This window comes from Psychrobacter immobilis (assembly GCF_904846285.1).
Classification (GTDB): domain Bacteria; phylum Pseudomonadota; class Gammaproteobacteria; order Pseudomonadales; family Moraxellaceae; genus Psychrobacter; species Psychrobacter immobilis_D.
Genome location: NZ_CAJHAD010000012.1, coordinates 13,425 through 36,342 on the forward strand (window position 1 = coordinate 13,425; position 22,918 = coordinate 36,342).

Here is a 22,918-nt window from a genome sequence, read left to right on the forward strand (position 1 = left end):
ACGATGAAATTTTTACACAATATGTTCGATCGTATGGAGCCGTCTTTCACCAAGGGTGGCAAACACGAAAAATACTATGCCATCTTTGAGATGTTTGATACGTTTTTGCGTCAACCAAGCTCAACGACATACGCATCATCACACGTACGCGACGGTATTGACCTCAAGCGTATTATGATTACCGTTTGGTTATGTACCTTCCCTGCTATGTTTTGGGGTATGTACAACATCGGTCATCAAGCATTAACGGCGATTGCAACGCTTGGCTTACAGCCTGAAGGTTGGCGCACTGTTATTACCAGTATGGCAGGCTATAACCCAGACAGTATCTGGGCAAGCTTTGTCTACGGTGCCATGCAATTCTTACCCATTTATCTTGTGACTTTTGGGGTCGGTATTCTCTGTGAGATTATCTTTGCCGTCGTGCGCGGGCATGAAGTCAACGAAGGTTTCTTTGTCACCTCGGTACTGTTTGCACTCTGTTTACCACCAGATATTCCTTTATGGCAAGTTGCCCTAGGTATTATCTTTGGTGTGGTCGTGGCAAAAGAAGTATTTGGCGGTACGGGTAAAAACTTCCTTAACCCTGCCCTATCAGGTCGTGCCTTCTTATACTTTGCTTATCCTGCTTATATGTCAGGCGACTCAGTATGGACAGCCGTTGATGGTTTCTCAGGTGCAACGCCCCTTGGTCTTGCCGCGCTTGGCGTCGTTCCACAAGATTTTGTCGATGTTTACGGCAATGCCATCACCTGGAGTGATGCATTCTTAGGCAACATGCAAGGCAGTATCGGTGAAGTATCGACGCTGGCTATCTTAATGGGTGCAGTGGTTCTACTGTGGACGCGCATTGCCTCATGGCGCATCATGGCAGGTTGTGTGGTTGGTCTCATAGCCACTTCACTGGTCTTTAACATGGTTGGTTCTGAAGACAATATGATGATGAAACTGCCGTTTTATTGGCACTTAGTTATCGGTGGCTTCGCCTTTGGTGCGGTATTTATGGCAACCGATCCTGTGTCAGCTGCGCATACCAATAAAGGCCGCTGGGCTTATGGTATCTTGATTGGTTTTATGACCGTATTGATTCGTGTCGTCAACCCAGCCTTCCCAGAAGGCATCATGCTTGCCATTTTATTCGCTAACTTATTTGCGCCACTATTTGACTATTTTGTGACGCAAGCAAATATCAAGCGTCAAACAGCACGGAGGGTTCGCTATGTCCAAGCCCAAAAGTAATAATGCAAAAACCATCAGCGTGGCGTTGACGCTATGCTTGGTGTGTTCTGTATTGGTCTCAGCCGCTGCTGTTGGTTTAAAACCAGCGCAAGTTGAAAACGCGCGCTTAGACCGTAACAAAAATATCTTAGTAGCAGCCGGTATGTTTGATCCGGCGTCCGATACCAATGAAGATGTGGCTGAGCGTTTTAAAGATTTTGAGGTAAAAATTGTTGACCTTGATAAAGGCAACTACCTCGATGACGACGCGCTAAAAACCGCTGGTATCCCTGATCGTAACGCTTACGATGCCAGTCAAGCGACCAAGAACAAAGCCTTAAGTGAAGACTTGGGCAGTAACGATCCTGCCGGTATCGGTCGTGTTCCTAAATACGCCAAAGTCTATGTCAAAAGTGATGACGCTGGAAAGCCTGAAATGGTGGTGTTGCCGATTCAAGGTTATGGACTATGGGGTACGATTTATGGTTTCTTAACGCTTGAAAGTGACATGAATACCATCAAAGGTATTAGTTTCTATGAGCACAAAGAAACCCCAGGTCTAGGCGCGCGTATTGAAGAACCAGAGTGGCGCGCTATGTGGAGCGGCATTCACTCTTATGACGAAAACGGCGCTGTTGCTACTGGCGTGACCAAAGCCGGTAATCCAAAAGAGAACTGGGTTGATGGTATCAGTGGCGCAACCTTAACTGGTCGCGGCGTCAGTAATATGATTCAGTTTTGGTTGGGTGAGCAAGGCTATAAGCCATACCTAGACCAACTGCGTAAAGAAAGCGGCAAAACACTGGCAGATAGTGAAGTAAAAGCCAGTCAAAGCCCGTATAAAAAGCTGGGTCAGAACTTACATCAACAGCAGACGCATCCCGTAACCGAACTGGTCGCAGTAGTACCAGCAGCACACGGCAAGGAGGCATAACATGGCTGATACAAAAAGTATTTTAACCTCGCCTATTTTTGATAATAACCCCATTGCGCTACAAATCTTAGGTATCTGTTCGGCATTGGCAGTGACCACGAGTGTGGCAAATGCGTTGGTAATGAGTGTGGCGTTGACCTTGGTCACCGCATTTTCAAGCTTTTTTATCTCTATTATCCGTAAGCAAATTCCAGCCAGTATTCGTATTATTGTGCAGATGACGATTATTGCGTCATTGGTTATCGTGGTCGATCAGATCTTAAAAGCGGTCGCTTATGACGTTAGTAAAGGCTTGTCAGTATTCGTTGGTTTGATTATCACCAACTGTATCGTCATGGGTCGTGCTGAAGCCTTTGCGATGAGCAATCCACCAGTACCGAGCTTTTTAGATGGTATTGGTAACGGTCTTGGGTATTCGGCGGTACTGCTATTTGTCGCCAGTATTCGTGAAATTTTAGGTGCAGGCAGTTGGTTTGGCATCACCCTTTTACAAACTGCGACCGATGGTGGCTGGTACGTACCAAATGGTCTACTGCTACTACCACCTTCAGCGTTCTTTATTATCGCCCTGTTTATCGTGATTATCCGTACATGGAAACCAGAACAGGTTGAAGAAGCTGAATTTGTAATGAAGCCGCAATCTAAAGGCATGGCACAAGGAGGCGGTCACTAATGGGACATTATGTCAGTTTATTTATAACCTCAGTCTTTATCGAGAATATGGCGCTGGCCTACTTCTTGGGCATGTGTACCTTTTTGGCAGTATCGAAAAAGGTCTCAACCGCTATCGGTCTTGGGGTAGCTGTGGTTGTCGTCATGGCGATTACCGTACCGCTAAACAACCTACTGTTTCAGTTCATCCTAAAAGATGGTGCGCTGGCATGGGCAGGTTTCCCTGATATCGACTTAAGCTTTTTGGGACTACTCAGTTATATCGGTTTGATTGCCGCTGTGGTACAGATTCTAGAGATGTTCTTAGATAAGTTCGTCCCAAGTCTGTATAACGCCTTAGGGATATTCTTACCACTCATTACCGTAAACTGTGCCATTTTAGGTGGCGTGCTATTTATGGTTGAGCGTGATTATAACTTTGGTGAATCGATGGTATACGGCGTTGGCGCAGGCTTCGGTTGGGCATTGGCGATTACCGCATTGGCGGGTATCCGTGAAAAGCTAAAGTACTCAGACATTCCAGCACCGCTGCGTGGTCTTGGTATTACCTTTATCACGGTCGGTCTGATGTCACTTGGCTTTATGTCTTTCGGCGGTATGTCAATTTAAACCGCTAAGCGTTAAAGCTTATTTAGCGATTTGACCTATTTAATTCATTTATTCGGTAGGGGTTCAGAAAACACGCAATGACGTCTTTTCGCACCCCTACTCCATAGATTAAGGATACCTACCATGGATTACGCTACGGCGATTGGTGGCGTTGCTATGTTTACCTTGATCATCATGGGCCTCGTTGCCATTATTTTGGCGGCGCGCTCAAGACTGGTCAGTTCAGGCGATGTTACTATCCATATCAATGATAATCCCGATAATGACGTCGTGACAGCTGCAGGCGGAAAACTGCTACAAACACTGGCGAGCGAAGGTATTTTCTTATCTTCAGCCTGTGGTGGTGGCGGTACGTGTGCGCAGTGTCGTTGCCGCGTTATTGAAGGGGGCGGATCTATCTTGCCCACCGAAACGGGTTACTTTACCCAAGGTGAAATCCGTAACCACATGCGCCTTGCCTGTCAGGTTGCGGTAAAGCAAGACATGAAAATCGAGATTGACCCTGAGTTTTTTGATGTACAAAAGTGGGAATGTGAAGTTATCTCTAACGATAACGTTGCCACTTTTATTAAAGAGTTGGTGCTTAAAATTCCAGAGGGCGAGGAAGTCAATTTCCGTGCCGGTGGCTATGTACAGTTAGAAGCGCCACCGCATGAAGTGCATTATAAAGACTTTGTGGTTGACGAAGAATACCGCGAAGACTGGGACAAATTTGGTATTTTCAACTATGTATCAAAAGTTGATGAGCCGGTTATCCGTGCGTATTCGATGGCCAATTACCCTGAAGAAAAAGGCCTTATCAAGTTTAATATTCGTATCGCCAGTCCACCGCCACGTGGTCCTGACGGTATTCCACCGGGCAAAATGTCCTCTTGGGTATTTAGCCTAGTACCTGGCGATAAAGTGACAGTTTCTGGTCCTTATGGTGAGTTCTTTGCCAAAAAGACTGACGCTGAAATGATTTTCGTCGGTGGTGGTGCGGGTATGGCGCCGATGCGCTCGCACATTTTTGATCAGCTTAAGCGCTTGAATACTGATCGTAAGATTAGCTTTTGGTATGGTGCACGCTCGATTCGTGAGATGTTCTATGTTGAAGATTATGATCAACTAGAAGAAGAGTTTGATAACTTTGAGTGGCATGTGGCCTTGTCTGATCCCTTACCAGAAGACAATTGGGAAGGTCCAACGGGCTTTATCCATAACGTGCTACTTGAGAATTATCTCAAAGACCATCCAAATCCAGAAGACTGTGAATACTACATGTGCGGGCCACCGATGATGAACGCGGCGGTCATCGACATGCTACACAGCTTAGGTGTGGAAGATGAAAACATCATGCTTGATGACTTCGGTGGTTAAACGGGTGGTTAAGCTGCTTGATTAAATGGGATGATAAAACCTGTTCATCAAGCAAACACGATTAGCTCGATAATATATGCTAAATTAAGAGTCTCAATGGAGGCTCTTTTTTTATGGGCTAAATAAATTAGATGATGTGACGAAAAACATCTTCGCAGCAGAAAGGATTCTTATGAAAAACAAAGTGAAAGATTTAACCATTTGGATAACTGGTGCTTCTAGCGGTATCGGTGAAGCATTATCTATCGCCTTTGCCAAACGCGGTGCCACTATTATTTTAAGTGGGCGTGATAAGGATAAATTAGAAGCGGTTAGAAATCGCTGCAAGAATAGCAAAAAACATATCGTTGTCCCGTTTGATATCGCCGATGCTAAGCAAGCAAAAGAAGCCTATGAAGCGGTCAAAGCTAAAACTGAAAAAGTAGATTGGCTGATTAACAATGCTGGTATCAGTCAACGCTCGCTTATCATGGAAACCACTGAAGAAGTTGAACGACAGTTGATGGAAGTAGATTACTTTGCGCAAACGCGTCTGACCAGACTGGTATTGCCAGATATGATCGCGCAAGGCGGTGGCAAAGTGATCATGGTATCAAGTGTGGCGGGTTTACTCGGTACGCAATATCGCGGCGCGTATGGTGCTGCCAAAGCGGCCATCCATATGTGGGCAAATAGTCTACGTGCTGAATTACATGGGCAAGGCATCGAGGTGGCGACGATATTTCCAGGATTTATTCAAACCAATGTTTCTATTAATGCCTTGACTGGTGACGGTAGCGCTCAAGGGACGATGGATGAGGCGACCAATAAAGGACTGACGGCGATGGCTTTTGCCAAACAGGTCATCAAAGCCCTTATTAGCGACGAAGAATATATTATCGTTGCCGGCAATAAAGAAAAACTCGCCACTAGGGTCAACCGTTTATCACCGCCAAAGCTTTATAAGCTTATCCGTGAATCAAAAGTAACATAAACATAGCAGGCTAAGCAGATATATCTTAGGTCGATGATTGGCGTTATGGGTGACAAGGGGTGTAAAATAGGCAACGCTTAGCTTGCTTAGTTATTGACTAATTGTTTTTGCTAGCTAATGCGCCCCACTCACCCCTTTGCTCTATCAAGCTGTGATGACTCCTATGACAAACTTAACCTCGCTTAGCGCTGCTAACCCATCAATGAAACCCGCCTTTCTGTCTGTGATTGCTATCGGCTCCGTACTTGCTCTTAGCGCTTGCCAGCAAAAGACTGATTATAACAATCTCAGCGGCGAGACCATGGGCACCAGCTACCATATCAGTTATCAATTGCCTAAAGGCGCTGATGAAGCTGCCATACAAGCCGCCATCGATAAGCGCCTGCAAGACATCAATGACAGCATGTCCACTTATCAAGCGGACTCTACCATTTCTAAATTCAACCAATTAGATAAAGATACCCCTATTGCTATCGACGCCGATTTCAGCCATGTCTTAGAAGCGTCTAGGCAAGTCTATGAGCTATCGGGCGGCGCGTTTGATCCTACGGTGATGCCATTGATTGAAACCTGGGGTTTTGGCAGTACCATGACGGTTGAGCGCTTACAAAGTCCACCGACGGCGCTTGAGATTGCACAAGCAAAAGCATTGGTCGACTTTAAAAGCGTGATACAAAAAGACCAAAGCATTTATAAAACCAAAGATGGCGTAGAGCTTGATTTTTCGGCGGTGGCTAAAGGCTATGGCGTTGACGTTATCGCCGATGTACTCAGAGATGACTATCAGATTCGCAATTATATGGTTGAGATTGGCGGTGAAGTCGCGACCTCTGGCGTCAGTGCTCAGCAGCAACCGTGGCAAATTGCGATTGACGCGCCCATCGAAGGCAGCACAGTAAGCGCACGCCAAACCATGGCAGTGATTCGTCAGCCTATTAATAATGGCACTACTATGTCGCTTGCAACCTCTGGCAATTATCGCAATTCCGTCGTTTTTGATGGTAAGCACTACAGTCATACTATCGACCCGACGACAGGCGAACCAATTGTGGGCGGTGCGCCCTCAGTAACCGTTGCTGCAGAAACAGTTGCGCTGGCTGATGCTTGGGCAACTGCCTTAACCGCCATGCCTTATGAAAAAGCGCTAGCAACCGCCAAAGAGCACAATATCTCTGCTTTATTTGTCATTTTGGCTAAAGCCGTTACAGCAGATACCGCTACCGACAGTATTGATGATTGGCAAGTGGTAGAAACTCCTGCGATGAAAACCCTGCGGGCTGATAAAAAGTCTTAATATCAAAAGCCTAGGCTTTAATGTACCTGCTAAGCACAAACGAGCAAGGCGAATTTTTGCTATACTATAAGCAAGTTATCGAATAGATGACTGTCCCATATTTTAAACGAGAGGTTCCCTCTATGCTTAACCAATTGCTTCCTATGCTTGCCATTACCTTTACCGTCTTCATGCTGTTTTTTATCTTCATGGGCATCGGTTATATGGTCAAGAAAAAGCCGCTTAGAGGCTCTTGCGGTGGTGTGGCGAAATTGATGGGCGACGAACACTGCTCATTTTGTGGTAATGACCCCAACAAGTGCGATTCACTGGTCGACCAACAGCAAGAAATCGCGCTTAAGGCGGCCCAACTAGGTAAGTCTGTCTAAACGCCTTATTTGTTACCATACGCTGGTAGCATTCACCTAACATCTGTTCCTATAATAGCGTCTAGTCCTTTGTAATTAATATTGCAAGCTAACAGTGACTGACGCTATTTTTTTATGCGCTTAACGTTTATAGCTTAGTATTGGTATAGAAGGCTTTTTATAAGCAAAAAATCAAAGCCATTATTCATATATTAAGTTTGCCCTGCTCGATAGAACAACCATTACATATGGCTTGCTTTCGGAAAGCGTTTTTATATTCTGAACTCTTACATTCTAATCTATTGTCTCAATCACCTTTTGGGTGACGTACTCTGGTGTTATTTTATAAGCTATGGTGCGCCTGCGCTTTTTAATGACGTGTCCTTTTTCTTATGCTGATAGTCGTGCTGCTATGTCTACCTCTCCTAATGTGCAAAATGATTTGCCGCTCCATTCTTCCGAGTCTCAGTCGGGTGCGCCGTCAAACTTTAAGCTGCCCTCTTCACGCTTTACGTTTTGGCTAGTGCTCTGTGCCATGATTTTATTGGCGACCAATATGCGCTCGCCAATTGTGGCGCTGGGTTCTATTGCGCCGGTAGTTCAAGGAGCGCTCAATATCTCCGAAACCCAAATCGGTTGGCTTGGCGCAGTGCCAATGCTGACTTTTGCCCTTGGGGCTTTTATTTCGCCAGCGATTGGTAAGCGTTTTGGGCTTGAAAACACTCTGATTGCGATGATTGCCCTCTTAACGACGGGCATGATTATTCGTAGCCTTATCCCCACTTGGATTGGCTTTTTAGGTGGCACATTACTGCTGACGTTGGCCATTGGTTTTGCCAATACCCTTGCTGCACCTGTGATTAAGCAGCGAACACCAAATCACATTCCTTTGATTACGGGATTATTCAGTCTGACTATGACCGTGTCGGCAGGGATTGTCGCAGGCGTGGTCTTGCCATTATCCGAACAAGTTGGCTGGCAATGGGCACTTGGTGGTTGGTCAATTTTAGGCGTGTTTGCCTTAATTATTTGGGTGCTGCTACGACTGCGTTTGGGCTCGTCAAATCATCAGCCAGTTGTACCGCTTGCTGAAGGCGTAAAAGCCCCGTCACCCATCTCCATGTGGCGCACGCCTTTTGCTTGGCAAATTGCGGTTTTCATGGGCTTACAGTCGCTGCTTTTTTATACCGTTGCCAGTTTTTTACCCTCGATTTGGCTCAGTAAAGGACTATCGGCGGTAAGCGCGGGGCAGATGAACTCGGTATTCCAGTTTATGGCACCGGTAGCGATTTTAAGCTTAACTTGGCTGGTCAATCGTGGACGCCCTATTCAGGCGTTGGCGGTATTTGCTGCCGTCTTAAACATGATTGGCATTTTAGGAGTCAGCTATTTATCAGCTGATTTGGCGTGGTTATGGTCGGCGCTGATGGGCATTGGTTGTTCAGCGATTTTTACCTTAAGTATGATGCTGTTTTCGATGCGGACTTATACTGCCAATCAATCAAGCGAGCTGTCGGGCATGGCGCAAGCAGTCGGTTATCTGATTGCGTTCTTTGGTCCGCTAGGTACCGGCTGGTTGCATGAAGCAACGGACAGCTGGGATTTGCCCTTATTCATCATGTTGGTTTTGATGGTGTTAAACGTGGGTTTTGCATGGATGGTCAGCCGTCCAGTAATGGTCGATGGTAAGAAGGTTTAATTTTTACCGTTAATGTCAACTGACAGACAGGCAATACCGTTAACTGTCGCGCCATATTGCTCATAAGCTTAGTTTGCTACACTGGTTTGATTGTAAATAGGACAGCAAAATTATGATAAATATCTCTTCTTATTTGACTAAACCTTTAATAATAGCGGCAGCATTAGCCGTTACCCTTGTGGTTAGCGGCTGTCAAAAAGAGCCTGATAGCAATACGGCTGATGATAGTACGCAAACTACCAGCACTCAAAGCACTAGCGCCCAAACTAATGAAACTCAGAAAATAACAGAGGCAACTGAGCAGCAGCAAGCGCCATTAACAATATTGGCATTGGGCGATTCATTAACCGAAGGGTTGGGCGTCGATAACGATGCCAATTATCCCGCGCAGCTAGAAGCACGTTTAAAAGAGCTTGGCTATAAAAATGTCAAAGTAGTCAATTCAGGCTTAAGCGGTGAAACCAGTACGGGCCTCGTCAATCGCTTAGATTGGGTTTTGCAAACCAAGCCTGATATTACGATTTTGACTGTTGGTGCCAATGACGCCATCCGCGGTATTGATGTAGCAACGGTCGAAGCCAATATTCGCACCGCTGTTAAACGCCTGCAGGATAATGGTAGCGAGGTTATCTTAGGTGGCATGCAGATTTATGACAACCTTGGCTCGGACTATGTAGAGTCGTTTGCCGCGATATACCCAAGAGTGGCTAAAGATATGAATGTGACGCTGATTCCTTTCTTTTTAGATGGTGTGGGCGGCGACCCTAAGCTCAACCAAGCCGATGCGATTCATCCAACCAAAGAAGGCTATACTATTATCGTTAATGATAATATTTTGCCAATTTTACAGCCTAAAATTGAAAAGTTAGAAGCTAATCACGCCAATACAGCAACGAAATCTAGCACACCTACTGAGACTACCCAATGACCGCTACACCCAATAACAAAGCACTACTTACCGCCTCCAAGCTGAATAAAACCGTGCAAGTCGGTGAGCAAAAGCTATCTATCATCAAAGACGTCGATATATATGTCAATGCGGGCGAGTTTGTGGTCATTATGGGTAAATCTGGCTCCGGTAAATCTACCTTGTTAGGTCTATTAGCGGCGTTAGATTATCCTGATAGTGGCTCGGTTGAGTTAGCGGGACAAACGTTAAGCAGCCTTGATGAAGATGCGCTGGCAGTCATTCGTCAACGCGATATGGGCTTTGTCTTTCAGTCGTTTCATCTATTACCGACATTGACGGTAGCAGAAAATATTGCTTTTCCGCTTGATATCGCCCGTCGTCCGAATAAAGCACGGGTAAATGAGCTGATTGAAGCGGTTGATTTGGGGCATAGGCGTGATAGCTTACCCAATCAATTATCAGGTGGTGAGCAGCAGCGTACTGCCGTTGCGCGCGCCTTGGTTTCGCAGCCAAAAATCGTCTTTGCCGATGAACCAACCGGTAACTTAGATGAGCAAAATGCCAATCAAGTGATGCAGCTACTATTAGATTTACGCCAGCAAGTTGGCTCGGCATTGGTTGTTGTGACCCATGATGCCGCGCTGGCGGAGATGGCAGATCGGGTTATTACTATGCACGACGGGCGGATTATTTCTTGATGAATAACTTAAAGAATAATAAGCAAACAGAGAAACATTCAGCCATCGATGCTACTGCTACGACTGATACTCACATGGCAAAAGAGTCAGATTATACTAGCGGTATCATGCGCCAGCTGTTTAGCAGTATTTTGAGTTTGCCAATATTGGGTTTACAAGGATTGGGCGCACAAGCCTTAAGTCGTAGCTGGTGGCAACGCTGGATTTATCCGCTATTATTTTTATTGACGCTAACGTTATCGCTTGCAACCTACTTGACCCTCGACTCCGTGCAGCAATCGGTTAATACTTATATCAATGATAATCAGCGCGCGCTCGTTGGCGGCGATTTAATATTAAACAGCAAGCAAGAGTGGCCAAGCGAAGTATTAACACAGGTAGAGACGGTTACTGATACACAAATAGTATATGACTATCAGTTTAGCGCGATGGTTGTGACCGATGAGCAAACCTTGCTTGCCAGCGTCAAAGCCGTCTCTCCGGCTTATCCGTTATATGGGGAAGCCAAGCTTGCTTCAGGGCAACCGTTATGGGAGCAATTAAGCGCTGATAATGTTGTCGTCGCACCAGAAGTCCTGAACAGCTTAAACGCCAGTGTCGGTGACCAAATCACCATTGGTGATGCTGAATTTACCATTAGCGACGTGCTGACCAAAGAGCCTGACCGTCCATTGACCGCATTTGGTTTTGGCGGGCGGGTTTTGATGCATCAAGATGCGCTCGCAGCGACCAATTTATTGGGACAGCGTAGCCGCATTAATTATCGTATTGAACTGGCTGGCGAGCCTGAATTAATGGCCGTGCAGCGTGATAAACTCACGCAAATACTAAGCAATTACCCTGATATCGAGCTCTCTGATGCAGAATCAGCAGATACCTCTGTCTCGCGTATTTCTGATAATGTATTGATGTTCTTAAAGCTGCTCGTCATTGCCGTGCTCTTGTTATCTGCGGTAGCGATGTATGGCGTCATTACGGCTTTTGTGACCAAGCAGCAGTCTAGTAACGCCATTCGCTTAGCATTGGGTGAACCGCTCAAGTCGCTGAAACGCAGCTACTATCAGCTTTTGATTGTTACCACTATCATCGCCTGTATTGCCGCAGTTATCGTCAGTTTTGGCTTACTTAAAGTCGGTCAGCCGTATCTGATTGCTATCTTGCCTGCTGATGTTGGTCTAGCTATCAATCCTATCAGTGCCATTAAAACCATTATTATCGCTTTAGTGCTGACCCTACTGATTGCTCAGCGTGGTTTAAGCACACTAAGTACGACCAAGCCTGCTACTTTACTCAATCAAGGAGCAAGCACAAACTCGCAAAATATGCCTTGGTATCAACGCTTGCCATTATTATGGTATGGGTTGATGCTAATCGGGCTTTATGCGTTTTTTGCTTATGAAGTCAATTCTCTGATACTAGGTGCGCAGCTCTTGATAGGCTTGACTGCCTTCGTAGCGATATTTTGGCTATTGGCGCGCGGTTGGTTATGGCTACTGACTAATTTTGCCAAACATTCTAATATCAGCTGGATGCAGCGTATTGCTATCCATAACCTTGCCCGTAAAGGCAATCAATCAGCATTATTTTTTGTCACTTTATCGCTGTCAGTGGCGGTCTTAACCTTGATTACTACGCTTAATCATAGTATCAATGCGCAGTTTATTAATGCGTATCCTGAAGATGCGCCCAATTTATTTTTGCTCGATATTCAAAGTGATCAGCATGATGAGATTAATAACATCATTGCTGCACCTGTGAGCTATTATCCTGTCATTCGTGCGCGCGTCGTCACTGCTAATGATGTGCCTGTGCAAGATATCGAACCTGCCGACGGCTTTGATGAACCGACGCGCGTCTTTAATTTAAGCTACGCCGATACGGTGATGGATACTGAATTCATTACTGATGCTGCAGAAGACAATAAACTTTATACCCCTATTAAGACTGCAGATAATGAGCCAGCGCAAACCGTTGCCCCATTATCGATTTTGGATACTGCTGCCAGCTTGCTAAACGTCGGCATGGGTGATCAAGTGCGCTTTAATATCCAAGGAATTGAGATCGTTGGGCAAATCACCAGTATTCGCTCGCGCTATGAGAAAGGACCCAGTCCCTACTTTTACTTCTTATTTGAGCCAGCAGTTCTCTCCGCCGCTCCGCAAATCCAATTTGCCACTGCCCACGTCGCAGCAGAGGATATTCCAAAGCTCCAAGGTCAGTTAGTACGCGAGTTTCCTGCGGTAACGACCATCGACGGTACGGCAATTGCGCAGCAAGTCCAAGAGTTGGTCGTGCAAATGAGCCGCTTGGTTTATGTCTTCACCTTACTGGCATTGCTGACGGGTATTATGGTTTTGATTAGCTCGCTACTCTCCACCTCACAAGATCGCATGGCGGATAGTGCTTCATTTAGGCTGCTCGGTATGCAAAAGCGCGACTTATATATGCTAAATATCTTAGAGCTTGGCATACTTGGCATTAGTGCCGCTTTATTTGCGGTAATTATCGCTAATATCGGGGCGTGGGCTGCTATTACCCAATGGTTTAATCTGCGCTTTAGTGTGCCATGGGTTAGCTTAGGCATCGGCGGTGTGGCGTTAATTGCGTTGTTGTTCGCTATCGCTATTATTTATGTGCGCTTAGTGATTGGGCGCGGGATTATGGCGAGGGTACGGGCGATGATATAACAGTTGATATTGTCAATGTCAGTCAGTCAGTCTTAATATTCCAGCTCGTTTAAAACTGACTATTTGCTATACTAATGCCCATCTCAATATTTATATACAGCTCTCATAAACCACTCATAAAAGTACGGTAACCTTATGAAATTCTCAAAGTTCGGTCAAAAATTTACCCAGCCAACTGGCATCTCACAACTGATGGATGATTTGGGCGATGCGCTAAAAAGCGATCAGCCTATCAATATGCTAGGCGGTGGTAACCCTGCCAAAATTGATGCCGTTAATGAGCTATTTTTAGAGACCTATAAAGCGCTTGGCAATGATAACGATGCCGGCGAGGCCAACAGTAGCGCTATCATTAGCATGGCAAATTATTCCAATCCGCAGGGTGATGCAGGCTTTATAGATGCTTTGGTTGGTTTCTTTAATCGTCACTATGATTGGAATTTGACCGCAGAAAATATCGCTCTGACCAATGGCTCACAGAATGCTTTTTTCTACTTGTTTAATTTATTTGGTGGGGCTTTCGTTGATGAAAACAGCCAAAATAACGAAAATCAATCTGTCGATAAATCAATTCTACTACCATTAACGCCTGAATATATTGGTTATAGTGACGTTCATGTCGAAGGTCAGCATTTTGCAGCCGTACTGCCACATATTGATGAAGTAACCCACAATGGCGAGGAAGGCTTTTTTAAGTATCGCGTAGATTTTGAAGCGTTAGAGAACTTGCCAGCGCTAAAAGAAGGTCGTATCGGCGCGATTTGCTGTTCGCGTCCGACCAATCCAACCGGTAATGTATTGACCGATGAGGAGATGGCGCATTTGGCCGAGATAGCCAAGCGTTATGACATACCGCTGATTATCGATAACGCCTACGGTATGCCCTTCCCTAACATCATCTATTCAGATGCGCATTTGAACTGGGATAATAATACGATTCTTTGCTTTAGCCTGTCTAAAATTGGCTTGCCCGGTATGCGTACCGGCATTATCGTGGCCGATGCGAAAGTCATCGAAGCGGTCAGCGCCATGAATGCGGTGGTCAATCTAGCACCGACGCGCTTTGGTGCAGCGATTGCGACGCCATTGGTGAACGATGACCGTATCAAGCAGTTAGCTGATAATGAGATTAAACCCTTTTATCAAAAGCAAGCCACATTAGCGGTAAAGCTTTTAAAAGAAGCGTTGGGTGATTATCCATTAATGATTCATAAGCCTGAAGGCGCGATTTTCTTATGGTTATGGTTTAAAGATTTGCCGATTAACACGCTTGAGCTATATGAGCACCTTAAAGAAAAAGGCACCATCATTGTACCGAGTGAATACTTTTTCCCCGGTGTCGATGTCAGCGATTACCAGCACGCGCATGAATGTATTCGTATGAGTATCGCCGCTGACGAACAGACCTTAATAGATGGTATTAAAGTCATTGGTGAAGTAGTGCGTGAGCTTTATGATGAGGCTAGCAGTCAGAACGACTAAGCCTTTTATTATACAAAGCGTTAAAGATAGAAATAAAAAACGGACTTATGAATAGTCCGTTTTTTTCTGTCGTTTAATCATAGGTTTGACGGTGTTGATTGACTGAAATGTCTTTGTCCATACGGTAAAGCCATAGATTATATAAGACAGCAGACAGGTATTAACAATATCATGGATACTGGCCTTTATTTCTGCAGCTTGTAACCCTGCTAGACCGAGCTCAGTAATCGTCTGGCGATTGTCTAGATATTCGCCCAGTAAGGCGATGGCGGTCACCATAATTAAAGCGATAAACGCCCTGACGCTGTATTTTTTGAAAATTGGACGTAGCAAGATTAAACTTAATAGGTAGACGCTGATGCCCACATAAATATGTAAGGCGTCTTTGTCTAATCCTGTGGCATCCACGACACCGTTTTTAAAGAGATAAAAATCCACGATTTTATTCCGCGTATAAGAGATAGAAAATAACTGAGTATAAATGAAAAACAACTAATTATATATTGAGAATAAAAAAGGTAGATTAAGCATTTGCTAACCTACCTTCCTGTTTAATCAAAACTGTCCAATCAAACATGTAATACATGCTTTTTAGATATTCCAATCTACAAAATTCTTTAGCAGCTGTAAGCCCGCGGTGTGGCTTTTTTCTGGATGGAATTGGGTCGCAAACAAATTATCTTGCAAAATACTGGCACAAAACGGCTGACCGTAGTCACAAACGGCAGCCACTTGCGAGCTATCGGCTGGCGCGCAGTAATAGCTATGGACAAAGTAAAAATGCGCATTATCTTCGATGCCATTCCACAACGGATGGGTAAAATCCATACCGTTAATGGTATTCCAGCCCATGTGCGGTACTTTAATGGTTGCACCTTGCTCATCTTTCCAAGTGGGGTCAAACGCTTCTACATTGCCATCTAAGATGCCCAAGCATGTTGTGCCACCATTCTCAGCGGATTGCTCAAATAACGCCTGCATGCCAACACAGATGGCCATGACGGGCTTATTAAATATCGCCTGACGTATGACCTCGTCAATCCCTGCCTCATGCATGCCAGCGATACAGTCGCGCATGGCACCGACACCCGGGAAGAAAATCTTATCAGCCGCCGCGACCACTTTTGGGTCATTGGTAATAACGACTTCCGCGCCTACCGCTGACAATGCCTTGCTGGCCGAGTGCAAATTACCCATGCCATAATCTAATAATGCAATCTTTGTGGTTCGGCTCATCTAAAAAGCCTCTTTGGTCGATGGCAAGGTATTCAGCGCACGCTCATCATATTCGCAAGCCATGCGTAGCGCACGGGCAAAGGCTTTAAAGGTAGATTCGATTTGGTGATGGCTGTTTTTGCCTTTAAGATTGTCTAAATGCACCGTCATCCATGAGTGATTGACGAAGCCGTAGAAGAATTCGCTGAACAAATCGACATCGAAATTACCGACGTGCGAGCGGGTAAAAGGAATGTCCATATGCAAACCAGGACGGCCTGATAAATCAACCACTGCACGCGTAAGCGCTTCATCGAGTGGCGCATAAAAATGCCCATAACGACGGATGCCTTTTTTATCGCCCAATGCTTTATTGAATGCTTGCCCAAGCGTGATACCCGTATCTTCAACACTGTGGTGATCATCGATAAAGGTGTCGCCGGTACATTTAATATCTAAGTCAAACAAACCGTGACGTTTGATTTGATCAATCATATGATCCAAAAACGGCACACCAGTATCGACAGTGCCTTGACCCGTTCCATCAAGATTAACGGTGCAAGTCACTTGCGTTTCAGCAGTATTACGCTCAACGGTGGCAGTACGAGCTGGGCGACCATGTAAATTTAGATTGGTAGATTGGTTTTGCTCAGTTGCATTGGCTGTATTGGTTGTCGTCGTAGAATTGGCAGTCATGGCTACTCTCTATAAATGAAAAGCGGTCAATAAAATAGGGCGAAAAAGCGCCCAAAGCATTCTTACTAGCATCTAAAATATAAAAAACTAAGCTAAAAGTGGGGTCAATGTTTATGCAAAAGGCTTATTCAAATTCTTACTAAAAACACATATTGAAAAAGCCGAAATATTAGGTTTTTTGCATATAAACCATTGTCTATCCTCATCATAGCAAACCCTAGCATTTACTGCCACGACCAAGCAGTAATCCATGCACAAAATCGCCCTATTCTGCTAAAATAGTGCGTTCAGTATTATCAATCATAAGCCGCGCCGACTCTACAATGCTACACTCGATGCCACGCTGTATCACCTTATAGCAACCGATTATTTATAGGAACTGATTATGCCTTTAGAAGCGATCGCCATCAACAGCTTAGATGCACCACTGATTAAAAAACCTGCGCGTGAAAACGAACTATCCGAGCGCTTGCATGCCTTATATGACAGCGATGACAACCAGCCAAGTGGTGCAGAAGTATTAAATCTCGTTGAGCAAGGTTTTAAGCGCGGTCAAACCCTGTATGTCGGCATGTTTAATGACAAGCCAATCGCAGCGGTTGCTTGCTTTGATGACGGACAAACGGATGCCAAACGCTTGCAATACCTCACTGTGCATACGCAAAATCGTGGTCGCGCTATCGATGCTAAGTTTATCAAACTGGTCTATGATGCCGAAGTGAAAAAAGGCGTGCGCGAGTTTGTCCCAGTCGATGCAGATATTCATCGTATCATGAGCGAGTATGAGCTACTGCGCGTTAAGGATTAGATACGAGTTTAAAACCTTGTATTTGGCTTATATTTGACTATTTATGCGATTTTTTCGCTTATTATGCAAAAAGCGCTTGACAGTAACGGCTATATTTAGTTTAATAGCGCCTCAACGAAGACGGCTCGATAGCTCAGTCGGTAGAGCAACGGATTGAAAATCCGTGTGTCGGCAGTTCGAACCTGCCTCGAGCCACCATTCGTTTAAGCATTCTAAAAAGCCCCAGACATTTATGTTTGGGGCTTTTTTTATGCTTAAAATTTAATAAAAATTATAGGGATAGCTACTAAGCGTGCTTTTACTTGCACTGATAGATAACACTTTTATGCTGTTTTTGAGGTATAAATTATCTCTATACTAAAGCGATTAATGCAACGCTAGAGGTAAAAACTATGAGAGAGTTTGATTATGATTTGGATTATAAAAACCTAGATTTGCGTGCGCAGCCCGAGCTGTACCGTGTCGGTCATGGTGAGCAAGGGGTATTATTGGTAGAGCCTTACAAGTCCGAAATATTGCCACATTGGCGCTTTGCTACGCCTGATATTGCGCTTGAGAGTAGCGAGATTATTTATCAGATGTTTTTAGATTATCTGGCTGCCGATGACTTTGTTGGTGCCGATATGGCGCGCAAATTTATTCAAATGGGCTATACCCGCGCCCGTCGCTATGCCAATCATAAAGGTGGTAAGAAATACAAAGGTGCGGTCCCTGATGATAAAAAAGGTCAGAGCGGTGCGCATGGGCGCGAAGAGCTACCGCGGCAAACTGAAGACCCTATTAAAGCAGAGTCGGCACGTATCTTTAAGCAAACTTGGGATAAATGCCGCGAAAACGCAGACTATTTAAAGATGAAAGACGAACATCGTCAACGCTATAAAGATATTGAATAATCGAGCAAAAATACGCTTTGAATGCCTATTGAATGCGTTTAGATAGCTTGTTGTGCTATGGTTAAAGCATAGATTTAACAAACAGACGTGATAACCCCTAAAGGCTAGTAATAATGGATAAGCAACTTTTAATTTTTGACTTCGACGGCACCTTAATTGATAGCGTACCAGATTTGGCTGATGCAACTAACGCGATGTTAACGACACTTGGCAAAACACCTTATCCAATTGAGACTATTCGTAACTGGGTCGGTAATGGCTCAAAGGTGCTGGTCGAGCGCGCATTGGTGGGTAAAATAGAGGTGTTAGAAGGTGAGTTGACGGTCGAGGAAGCCGATCATGCTGAACAAGTATTTTTTGATGCTTATAAGAATCTTAGCGGTAGCAAAACCGTCGCTTATCCCGATGTCGATAGTGGATTAAAAAAGCTAAAGTCAGCAGGGTTTACGCTAGCATTGGTGACCAATAAACCCATTCGTTTCGTACCGAAAATATTGCAATCTTTTGGCTGGCAGGACTTGTTTAGTGAAGTGCTAGGCGGTGATAGTCTAGCGCAAAAAAAACCAGACCCTACACCACTATTGCATGTCTGTGAAGCATTGAATGTTGCTTCAACGCAGGCGGTGATGATTGGCGATTCAAGAAACGATATCTTAGCCGGACAAAACGCCAATATGGATACGCTTGGGCTATCTTATGGTTATAACTATGGGCAAGATATTCGTGAGCTCAACCCTACTGCAGCATTTGATGATTTTGCGGCATTGGTTGACTATATTTTAAAAGATTAGAGCGTATTTATAATAGTTAAAAATAAGAAGAAAACCTTTTACCTTACACACTTGCAAACTATGATTAGCCTTTATTTAAGCTTAAGTAAGCCAATAAAACGTACGCTATTGGAAACAGAGAATGATTAAAAAAGACAATACCAAAAGGAAGTACTCCGCTATTTTGGTCGATGGCATTCAAAAAGCACCCGCGCGTTCTATGCTGCGCGCGGTTGGTTTTACCGATGAAGATTTTAAGCGCCCGCAAGTGGGAATTGCCTCGACTTGGAGCCAAGTGACGCCTTGTAATATTCATATTAACGGTTTAGCTGAGGAAGTGGCTAAAGGCGTTTATCTTGCCTATGCCAAACCTATTATTTTCAATACCATTACCATCTCCGACGGTATCGCTAACGGTTATCAAGGTATGAAGTACTCCTTGGTATCGCGTGAGGTGATTGCGGATTCTATTGAAACCGTCTCAGGCTGCCAAGGTCACGACGCGATCATTGCTATTGGTGGCTGCGATAAAAACATGCCGGGTTGCCTGATGGCCATGGCGCGCTTAAACCGTCCTTCGCTATTCATTTATGGCGGCACCATTCAGCCGGGTAAAAACCATACTGACATCGTTTCTGTATTCGAAGCCGTCGGTGCCAATGCCCGTGGTGATATGACCGAAGAAGAAGTGTTGGAGATTGAAAGAACGGCTATTCCTGGTCCGGGTTCTTGTGGTGGTATGTATACTGCCAACACCATGGCATCAGCGATTGAAGCCTTAGGCATGAGCTTACCGGGCAGCTCTGCTCAAGAAGCTATTTCTCCTGAAAAACGTGAAGACTGCCGACAAGCAGGTGAAGCGATCCAGTGGTTAATTGACAACGATATTAAGCCTAGCGACATTATGACGCGTAAAGCCTTTGAAAACGCTATTACAATGGTGATTGTTTTGGGCGGTTCTACCAACGCTGTACTACATTTACTGGCCATGGCCGATGCGATTGACGTAGAGCTAAATATTGATGACTTTACCGAAATAGGTAAGCGCGTGCCAGTACTCGCCGATTTACGCCCATCAGGGAAATACTTAATGTCAGAGCTCATCAAAATTGGTGGTATTGCGCCATTAATGAAGCGTTTGCTGGCAAAAGATTTACTACACGGCGACTGCTTAACCGTTAGCGGCAAAACCATTGCTGAAAATTTAGCTAACGTAAAAGACTACCCAGTAGACCAAGACATTATCAGGCCTTTTGATAAACCCATTAAAGCCGACAGCCACTTACGCATCTTACGTGGCAACATTGCACCGACTGGTTCGGTGGCAAAAATCAGTGGTCAAGAAGGTACTCTATTTACTGGCACAGCCCGTGTATTTAACTCCGAAGAAGACTCCATGAGCGCTATTTTAGATGGCACTGTGGTGGCGGGTGACGTAGTTGTGATTCGTTATGAAGGCCCTAAAGGTGGCCCCGGCATGCGTGAAATGCTGTCACCGACTTCTGCCATTATGGGTCGTGGTTTGGGTAATGACGTTGCATTAATTACCGATGGTCGCTTCTCTGGTGGTAGCCATGGCTTTGTCGTCGGCCACATCACCCCTGAAGCGATGGTTGGCGGCCCGATTGCTATTATTGAAAATGGCGACACCATTACCATTGATGCCGATAATAATGAAATAAACTTAAACATCAACGAAGAAGACATTCAAAAGCGTTTAAGTACATGGCAAGCGCCAGAACCAAATGTAAAACGTGGCGTACTGGCTAAATATGCCAAAACGGTTGGCAGTGCCTCGGAAGGTGCCATTACTGATAAGTTTTAATCGCTATTAAAAACACCTTGAGTAAAGGAATGTCTAAGGTGGTTTGTGGCATTATTATAAAAATGCTCGAACTACCTAATAGCCCTTTAGATAAATATAAAGGTTTAGAAGGTTTAAATGGCGTTAGTAATATTACAGGATTTTTCTAAGTTAATAATACATCACTTACTACGATAACTTAGCGCCTCTGACACATGGACGCTCGTGATATCAATACTATCAGCCAAATCAGCTATTGTCCGCGCGACTCGCAAGACACGATGATAGCCACGCGCGGATAAATTTAGCCGTTGCTGAGCAAGCTGTAAGAGTTGTTGTTCAGCTTCGCCTAGCTGAATGTATTTATCAATCTCACTGGGACTCAGCTCATTATTAACCTTTTTCTGCCGTATTAATTGACGCTTATGTGCTGCAGATACTCGAGTGCGGACTTGCTCGGAGGTTTCACCCGCTTGAGCGTTTTGCAAATCGGCAATCGGTAGCGCAGGCACGGTAATATGCAAGTCAATGCGATCAAGCAGCGGGCCTGATAGCTTGTCTTGATAACGTTTAATCTGCTCAGGCCTGCAGCGACAACGTCCTGAAGCATCGCCATCGTAGCCACACGGACAAGGATTCATCGCTGCGACCAGTTGAAAGTTTGCTGGAAAGGTCATTTGTGAGTTGGCACGGCTAATGGTGATTTGTTTGGCCTCTAACGGTTGGCGCAATACCTCTAGAACGCTGCGTTCAAATTCAGGCAGCTCGTCTAAAAATAAAACGCCCTTGTTGGCAAGCGTAATCTCGCCAGGTTTGGGACGAGAACCACCACCGACCAATGCCACCGCAGATATAGTATGATGTACTTGGCGAAATGGCCGCGTACCATAATCGTAGTCGCTGTCTGCCACTGAATAGGTACTGGCAACTTCTAATGCGTCTTCGTCACTCAAATCCGGCAAGATAGTTGGTAGCCGTGATGCCATCAAAGTCTTGCCGGAACCGGGTGGCCCGGTAAATAATAGCGAATGACCACCTGCAGCGGCTATCTCTAACGCCCGCCTCGCATGATGCTGACCCTTTACATCGGCTAAATCTACTTTATAGCCAGCATGCTGCTGCGCCGGACCGGGCGTGACTATTTCCAATCTCTCAGTGGTTACGCTTAGGTCTGCTAACGACTGCAGATGACCACAAACTGCTTTTAGGCTTTGAGCGCCTAATATCTCGACGCCATCGACACGGCTTGCCTCTGCTCCATTATCAATCGGTACTATTAATTGCCGTAATTGCCGTAACTGGTGCGGCGCTTGTTCATCAGCTGTTGCAGTCTTTACCACTATCGACTCTGCTTTTATTGCCCGCGTCACCGCCAAGCTACCACTCACCTGTCGCAGCTCACCATTGAGCGCAAGCTCTCCAATAAACTCAAACCCTGACAATACTTCTGGCTCAAGTTGCCCGCTAGCGGCTAAAATACCGATGGCAATAGGCAAATCTAATCTTGCGCCATCTTTTGGTAAGTCTGCTGGTGCTAGATTAATCGTCAAGCGCCGATTAGGGAACTGAAATCCTGAATTCAGAATGGCAGAGCGCACCCTATCTTTACTTTCGCGTACGGCAGCAGCAGGCAAGCCGACAATGGTGAGCGCTGGCAAGCCTTGCGATAAATGCACCTCAATAATAACTTGCGGTGCATGCAGCCCAACGACTGAGCGCGTATACACTTGGGCAAATGACATCGGCCTTTCCTAGTATAGTGATGAATCGATAATAAAGCATTATTAATAAGTGCGCAAATGTCGTGTTTTAATTTTTATTAATTCGTTTAAACAGTATTGTTCCTAGCC

Annotated in this window: 21 protein-coding genes and 1 tRNA gene; 18 read left to right on the forward strand and 4 right to left on the reverse strand. The window is 45.1% G+C overall.

Annotation, left to right across the window (positions count from 1 at the left end; all coding sequences use genetic code 11):
• Positions 1–3: 3 nt before the first annotated feature.
• The 13 genes from JMX13_RS08435 to JMX13_RS08495 all read left to right on the forward strand — a co-directional run bounded on the left by JMX13_RS08435 (position 4) and on the right by JMX13_RS08495 (position 14,882).
• Positions 4–1,239, forward strand: coding sequence for an NADH:ubiquinone reductase (Na(+)-transporting) subunit B (locus JMX13_RS08435; RefSeq protein ID WP_201612085.1), 1,236 nt, complete (start codon positions 4–6; stop codon positions 1,237–1,239).
• Positions 1,220–2,152, forward strand: a complete 933-nt coding sequence (locus tag JMX13_RS08440; protein ID WP_201612086.1) for a Na(+)-translocating NADH-quinone reductase subunit C — start codon at positions 1,220–1,222, stop codon at positions 2,150–2,152. The genes JMX13_RS08435 and JMX13_RS08440 overlap by 20 nt, the downstream gene beginning before the upstream one ends.
• A 1-nt stretch (position 2,153) precedes the next feature.
• Positions 2,154–2,825: an NADH:ubiquinone reductase (Na(+)-transporting) subunit D gene (locus tag JMX13_RS08445; RefSeq protein ID WP_149490232.1), complete on the forward strand. Its 672-nt coding sequence runs from the start codon at positions 2,154–2,156 to the stop codon at positions 2,823–2,825.
• A complete protein-coding gene (gene nqrE, locus JMX13_RS08450) occupies positions 2,825–3,433 on the forward strand; it encodes an NADH:ubiquinone reductase (Na(+)-transporting) subunit E (protein ID WP_149490233.1) in 609 nt (202 codons plus the stop codon). The genes JMX13_RS08445 and nqrE overlap by 1 nt, the downstream gene beginning before the upstream one ends.
• Before the next feature lie 123 nt (positions 3,434–3,556).
• Entirely contained in the window at positions 3,557–4,792 is a 1,236-nt protein-coding gene (gene nqrF, locus JMX13_RS08455; RefSeq protein WP_201612087.1) for an NADH:ubiquinone reductase (Na(+)-transporting) subunit F, read from the forward strand.
• Positions 4,793–4,964: 172 nt separating this feature from the next.
• Positions 4,965–5,765: an SDR family NAD(P)-dependent oxidoreductase gene (locus tag JMX13_RS08460; protein ID WP_201612088.1), complete on the forward strand. Its 801-nt coding sequence runs from the start codon at positions 4,965–4,967 to the stop codon at positions 5,763–5,765.
• A 202-nt stretch (positions 5,766–5,967) separates the two neighbouring features.
• On the forward strand, positions 5,968–7,059 hold the full coding sequence (locus JMX13_RS08465) for an FAD:protein FMN transferase (protein WP_413786313.1): 1,092 nt from the start codon (positions 5,968–5,970) through the stop codon (positions 7,057–7,059).
• Positions 7,060–7,181: 122 nt separating this feature from the next.
• Positions 7,182–7,427, forward strand: coding sequence for a (Na+)-NQR maturation NqrM (gene nqrM, locus JMX13_RS08470; RefSeq protein WP_201612138.1), 246 nt, complete (start codon positions 7,182–7,184; stop codon positions 7,425–7,427).
• 352 nt (positions 7,428–7,779) lie between these two features.
• A complete protein-coding gene (locus tag JMX13_RS08475) occupies positions 7,780–9,105 on the forward strand; it encodes a CynX/NimT family MFS transporter (protein ID WP_201612090.1) in 1,326 nt (441 codons plus the stop codon).
• Positions 9,106–9,217: 112 nt separating this feature from the next.
• On the forward strand, positions 9,218–10,033 hold the full coding sequence (locus JMX13_RS08480; RefSeq protein ID WP_201612091.1) for an arylesterase: 816 nt from the start codon (positions 9,218–9,220) through the stop codon (positions 10,031–10,033).
• Positions 10,030–10,713 (forward strand): ABC transporter ATP-binding protein, encoded by a 684-nt coding sequence (locus JMX13_RS08485; protein ID WP_201612092.1) that lies wholly within the window; start codon positions 10,030–10,032, stop codon positions 10,711–10,713. The genes JMX13_RS08480 and JMX13_RS08485 overlap by 4 nt, the downstream gene beginning before the upstream one ends.
• The gene (locus JMX13_RS08490; protein ID WP_413786312.1) at positions 10,713–13,400 is read left to right on the forward strand and encodes an ABC transporter permease; all 2,688 of its coding nucleotides are present in this window, start codon (positions 10,713–10,715) and stop codon (positions 13,398–13,400) included. The genes JMX13_RS08485 and JMX13_RS08490 overlap by 1 nt, the downstream gene beginning before the upstream one ends.
• Positions 13,401–13,535: 135 nt before the next feature.
• Entirely contained in the window at positions 13,536–14,882 is a 1,347-nt protein-coding gene (locus JMX13_RS08495) for a valine--pyruvate transaminase (RefSeq protein WP_201612093.1), read from the forward strand.
• 45 nt (positions 14,883–14,927) lie between these two features.
• On the opposite strand, the gene JMX13_RS08500 is transcribed toward JMX13_RS08495, so the two are convergent.
• The 3 genes from JMX13_RS08500 to hisB all read right to left on the reverse strand — a co-directional run bounded on the left by JMX13_RS08500 (position 14,928) and on the right by hisB (position 16,793).
• Entirely contained in the window at positions 14,928–15,320 is a 393-nt protein-coding gene (locus JMX13_RS08500; RefSeq protein WP_201612094.1) for a hypothetical protein, read from the reverse strand.
• Positions 15,321–15,473: 153 nt separating this feature from the next.
• Entirely contained in the window at positions 15,474–16,118 is a 645-nt protein-coding gene (hisH, locus tag JMX13_RS08505; RefSeq protein ID WP_201612095.1) for an imidazole glycerol phosphate synthase subunit HisH, read from the reverse strand.
• On the reverse strand, positions 16,119–16,793 hold the full coding sequence (gene hisB, locus JMX13_RS08510) for an imidazoleglycerol-phosphate dehydratase HisB (RefSeq protein WP_149490244.1): 675 nt from the start codon (positions 16,791–16,793) through the stop codon (positions 16,119–16,121).
• A gap of 385 nt (positions 16,794–17,178) precedes the next feature.
• Between hisB and JMX13_RS08515 the strand changes: the two genes are divergently transcribed.
• The 5 genes from JMX13_RS08515 (at position 17,179) to ilvD (ending at position 21,089) form a co-directional block, all read left to right on the forward strand.
• Positions 17,179–17,601, forward strand: a complete 423-nt coding sequence (locus JMX13_RS08515; RefSeq protein ID WP_201612096.1) for a hypothetical protein — start codon at positions 17,179–17,181, stop codon at positions 17,599–17,601.
• 122 nt (positions 17,602–17,723) lie between these two features.
• A tRNA-Phe gene (locus tag JMX13_RS08520) sits at positions 17,724–17,799 on the forward strand.
• A gap of 194 nt (positions 17,800–17,993) precedes the next feature.
• A complete protein-coding gene (locus JMX13_RS08525) occupies positions 17,994–18,494 on the forward strand; it encodes a DUF4385 domain-containing protein (protein WP_201612097.1) in 501 nt (166 codons plus the stop codon).
• A gap of 113 nt (positions 18,495–18,607) precedes the next feature.
• Positions 18,608–19,285: a phosphoglycolate phosphatase gene (locus tag JMX13_RS08530; RefSeq protein ID WP_201612098.1), complete on the forward strand. Its 678-nt coding sequence runs from the start codon at positions 18,608–18,610 to the stop codon at positions 19,283–19,285.
• Between the two features lie 124 nt (positions 19,286–19,409).
• Positions 19,410–21,089, forward strand: a complete 1,680-nt coding sequence (gene ilvD, locus JMX13_RS08535; protein WP_265088404.1) for a dihydroxy-acid dehydratase — start codon at positions 19,410–19,412, stop codon at positions 21,087–21,089.
• 161 nt (positions 21,090–21,250) lie between these two features.
• Here the strand turns inward: ilvD and JMX13_RS08540 are convergent, their stop codons facing one another.
• Positions 21,251–22,810 (reverse strand): YifB family Mg chelatase-like AAA ATPase, encoded by a 1,560-nt coding sequence (locus JMX13_RS08540; protein ID WP_201612100.1) that lies wholly within the window; start codon positions 22,808–22,810, stop codon positions 21,251–21,253.
• Positions 22,811–22,918: the final 108 nt, after the last annotated feature.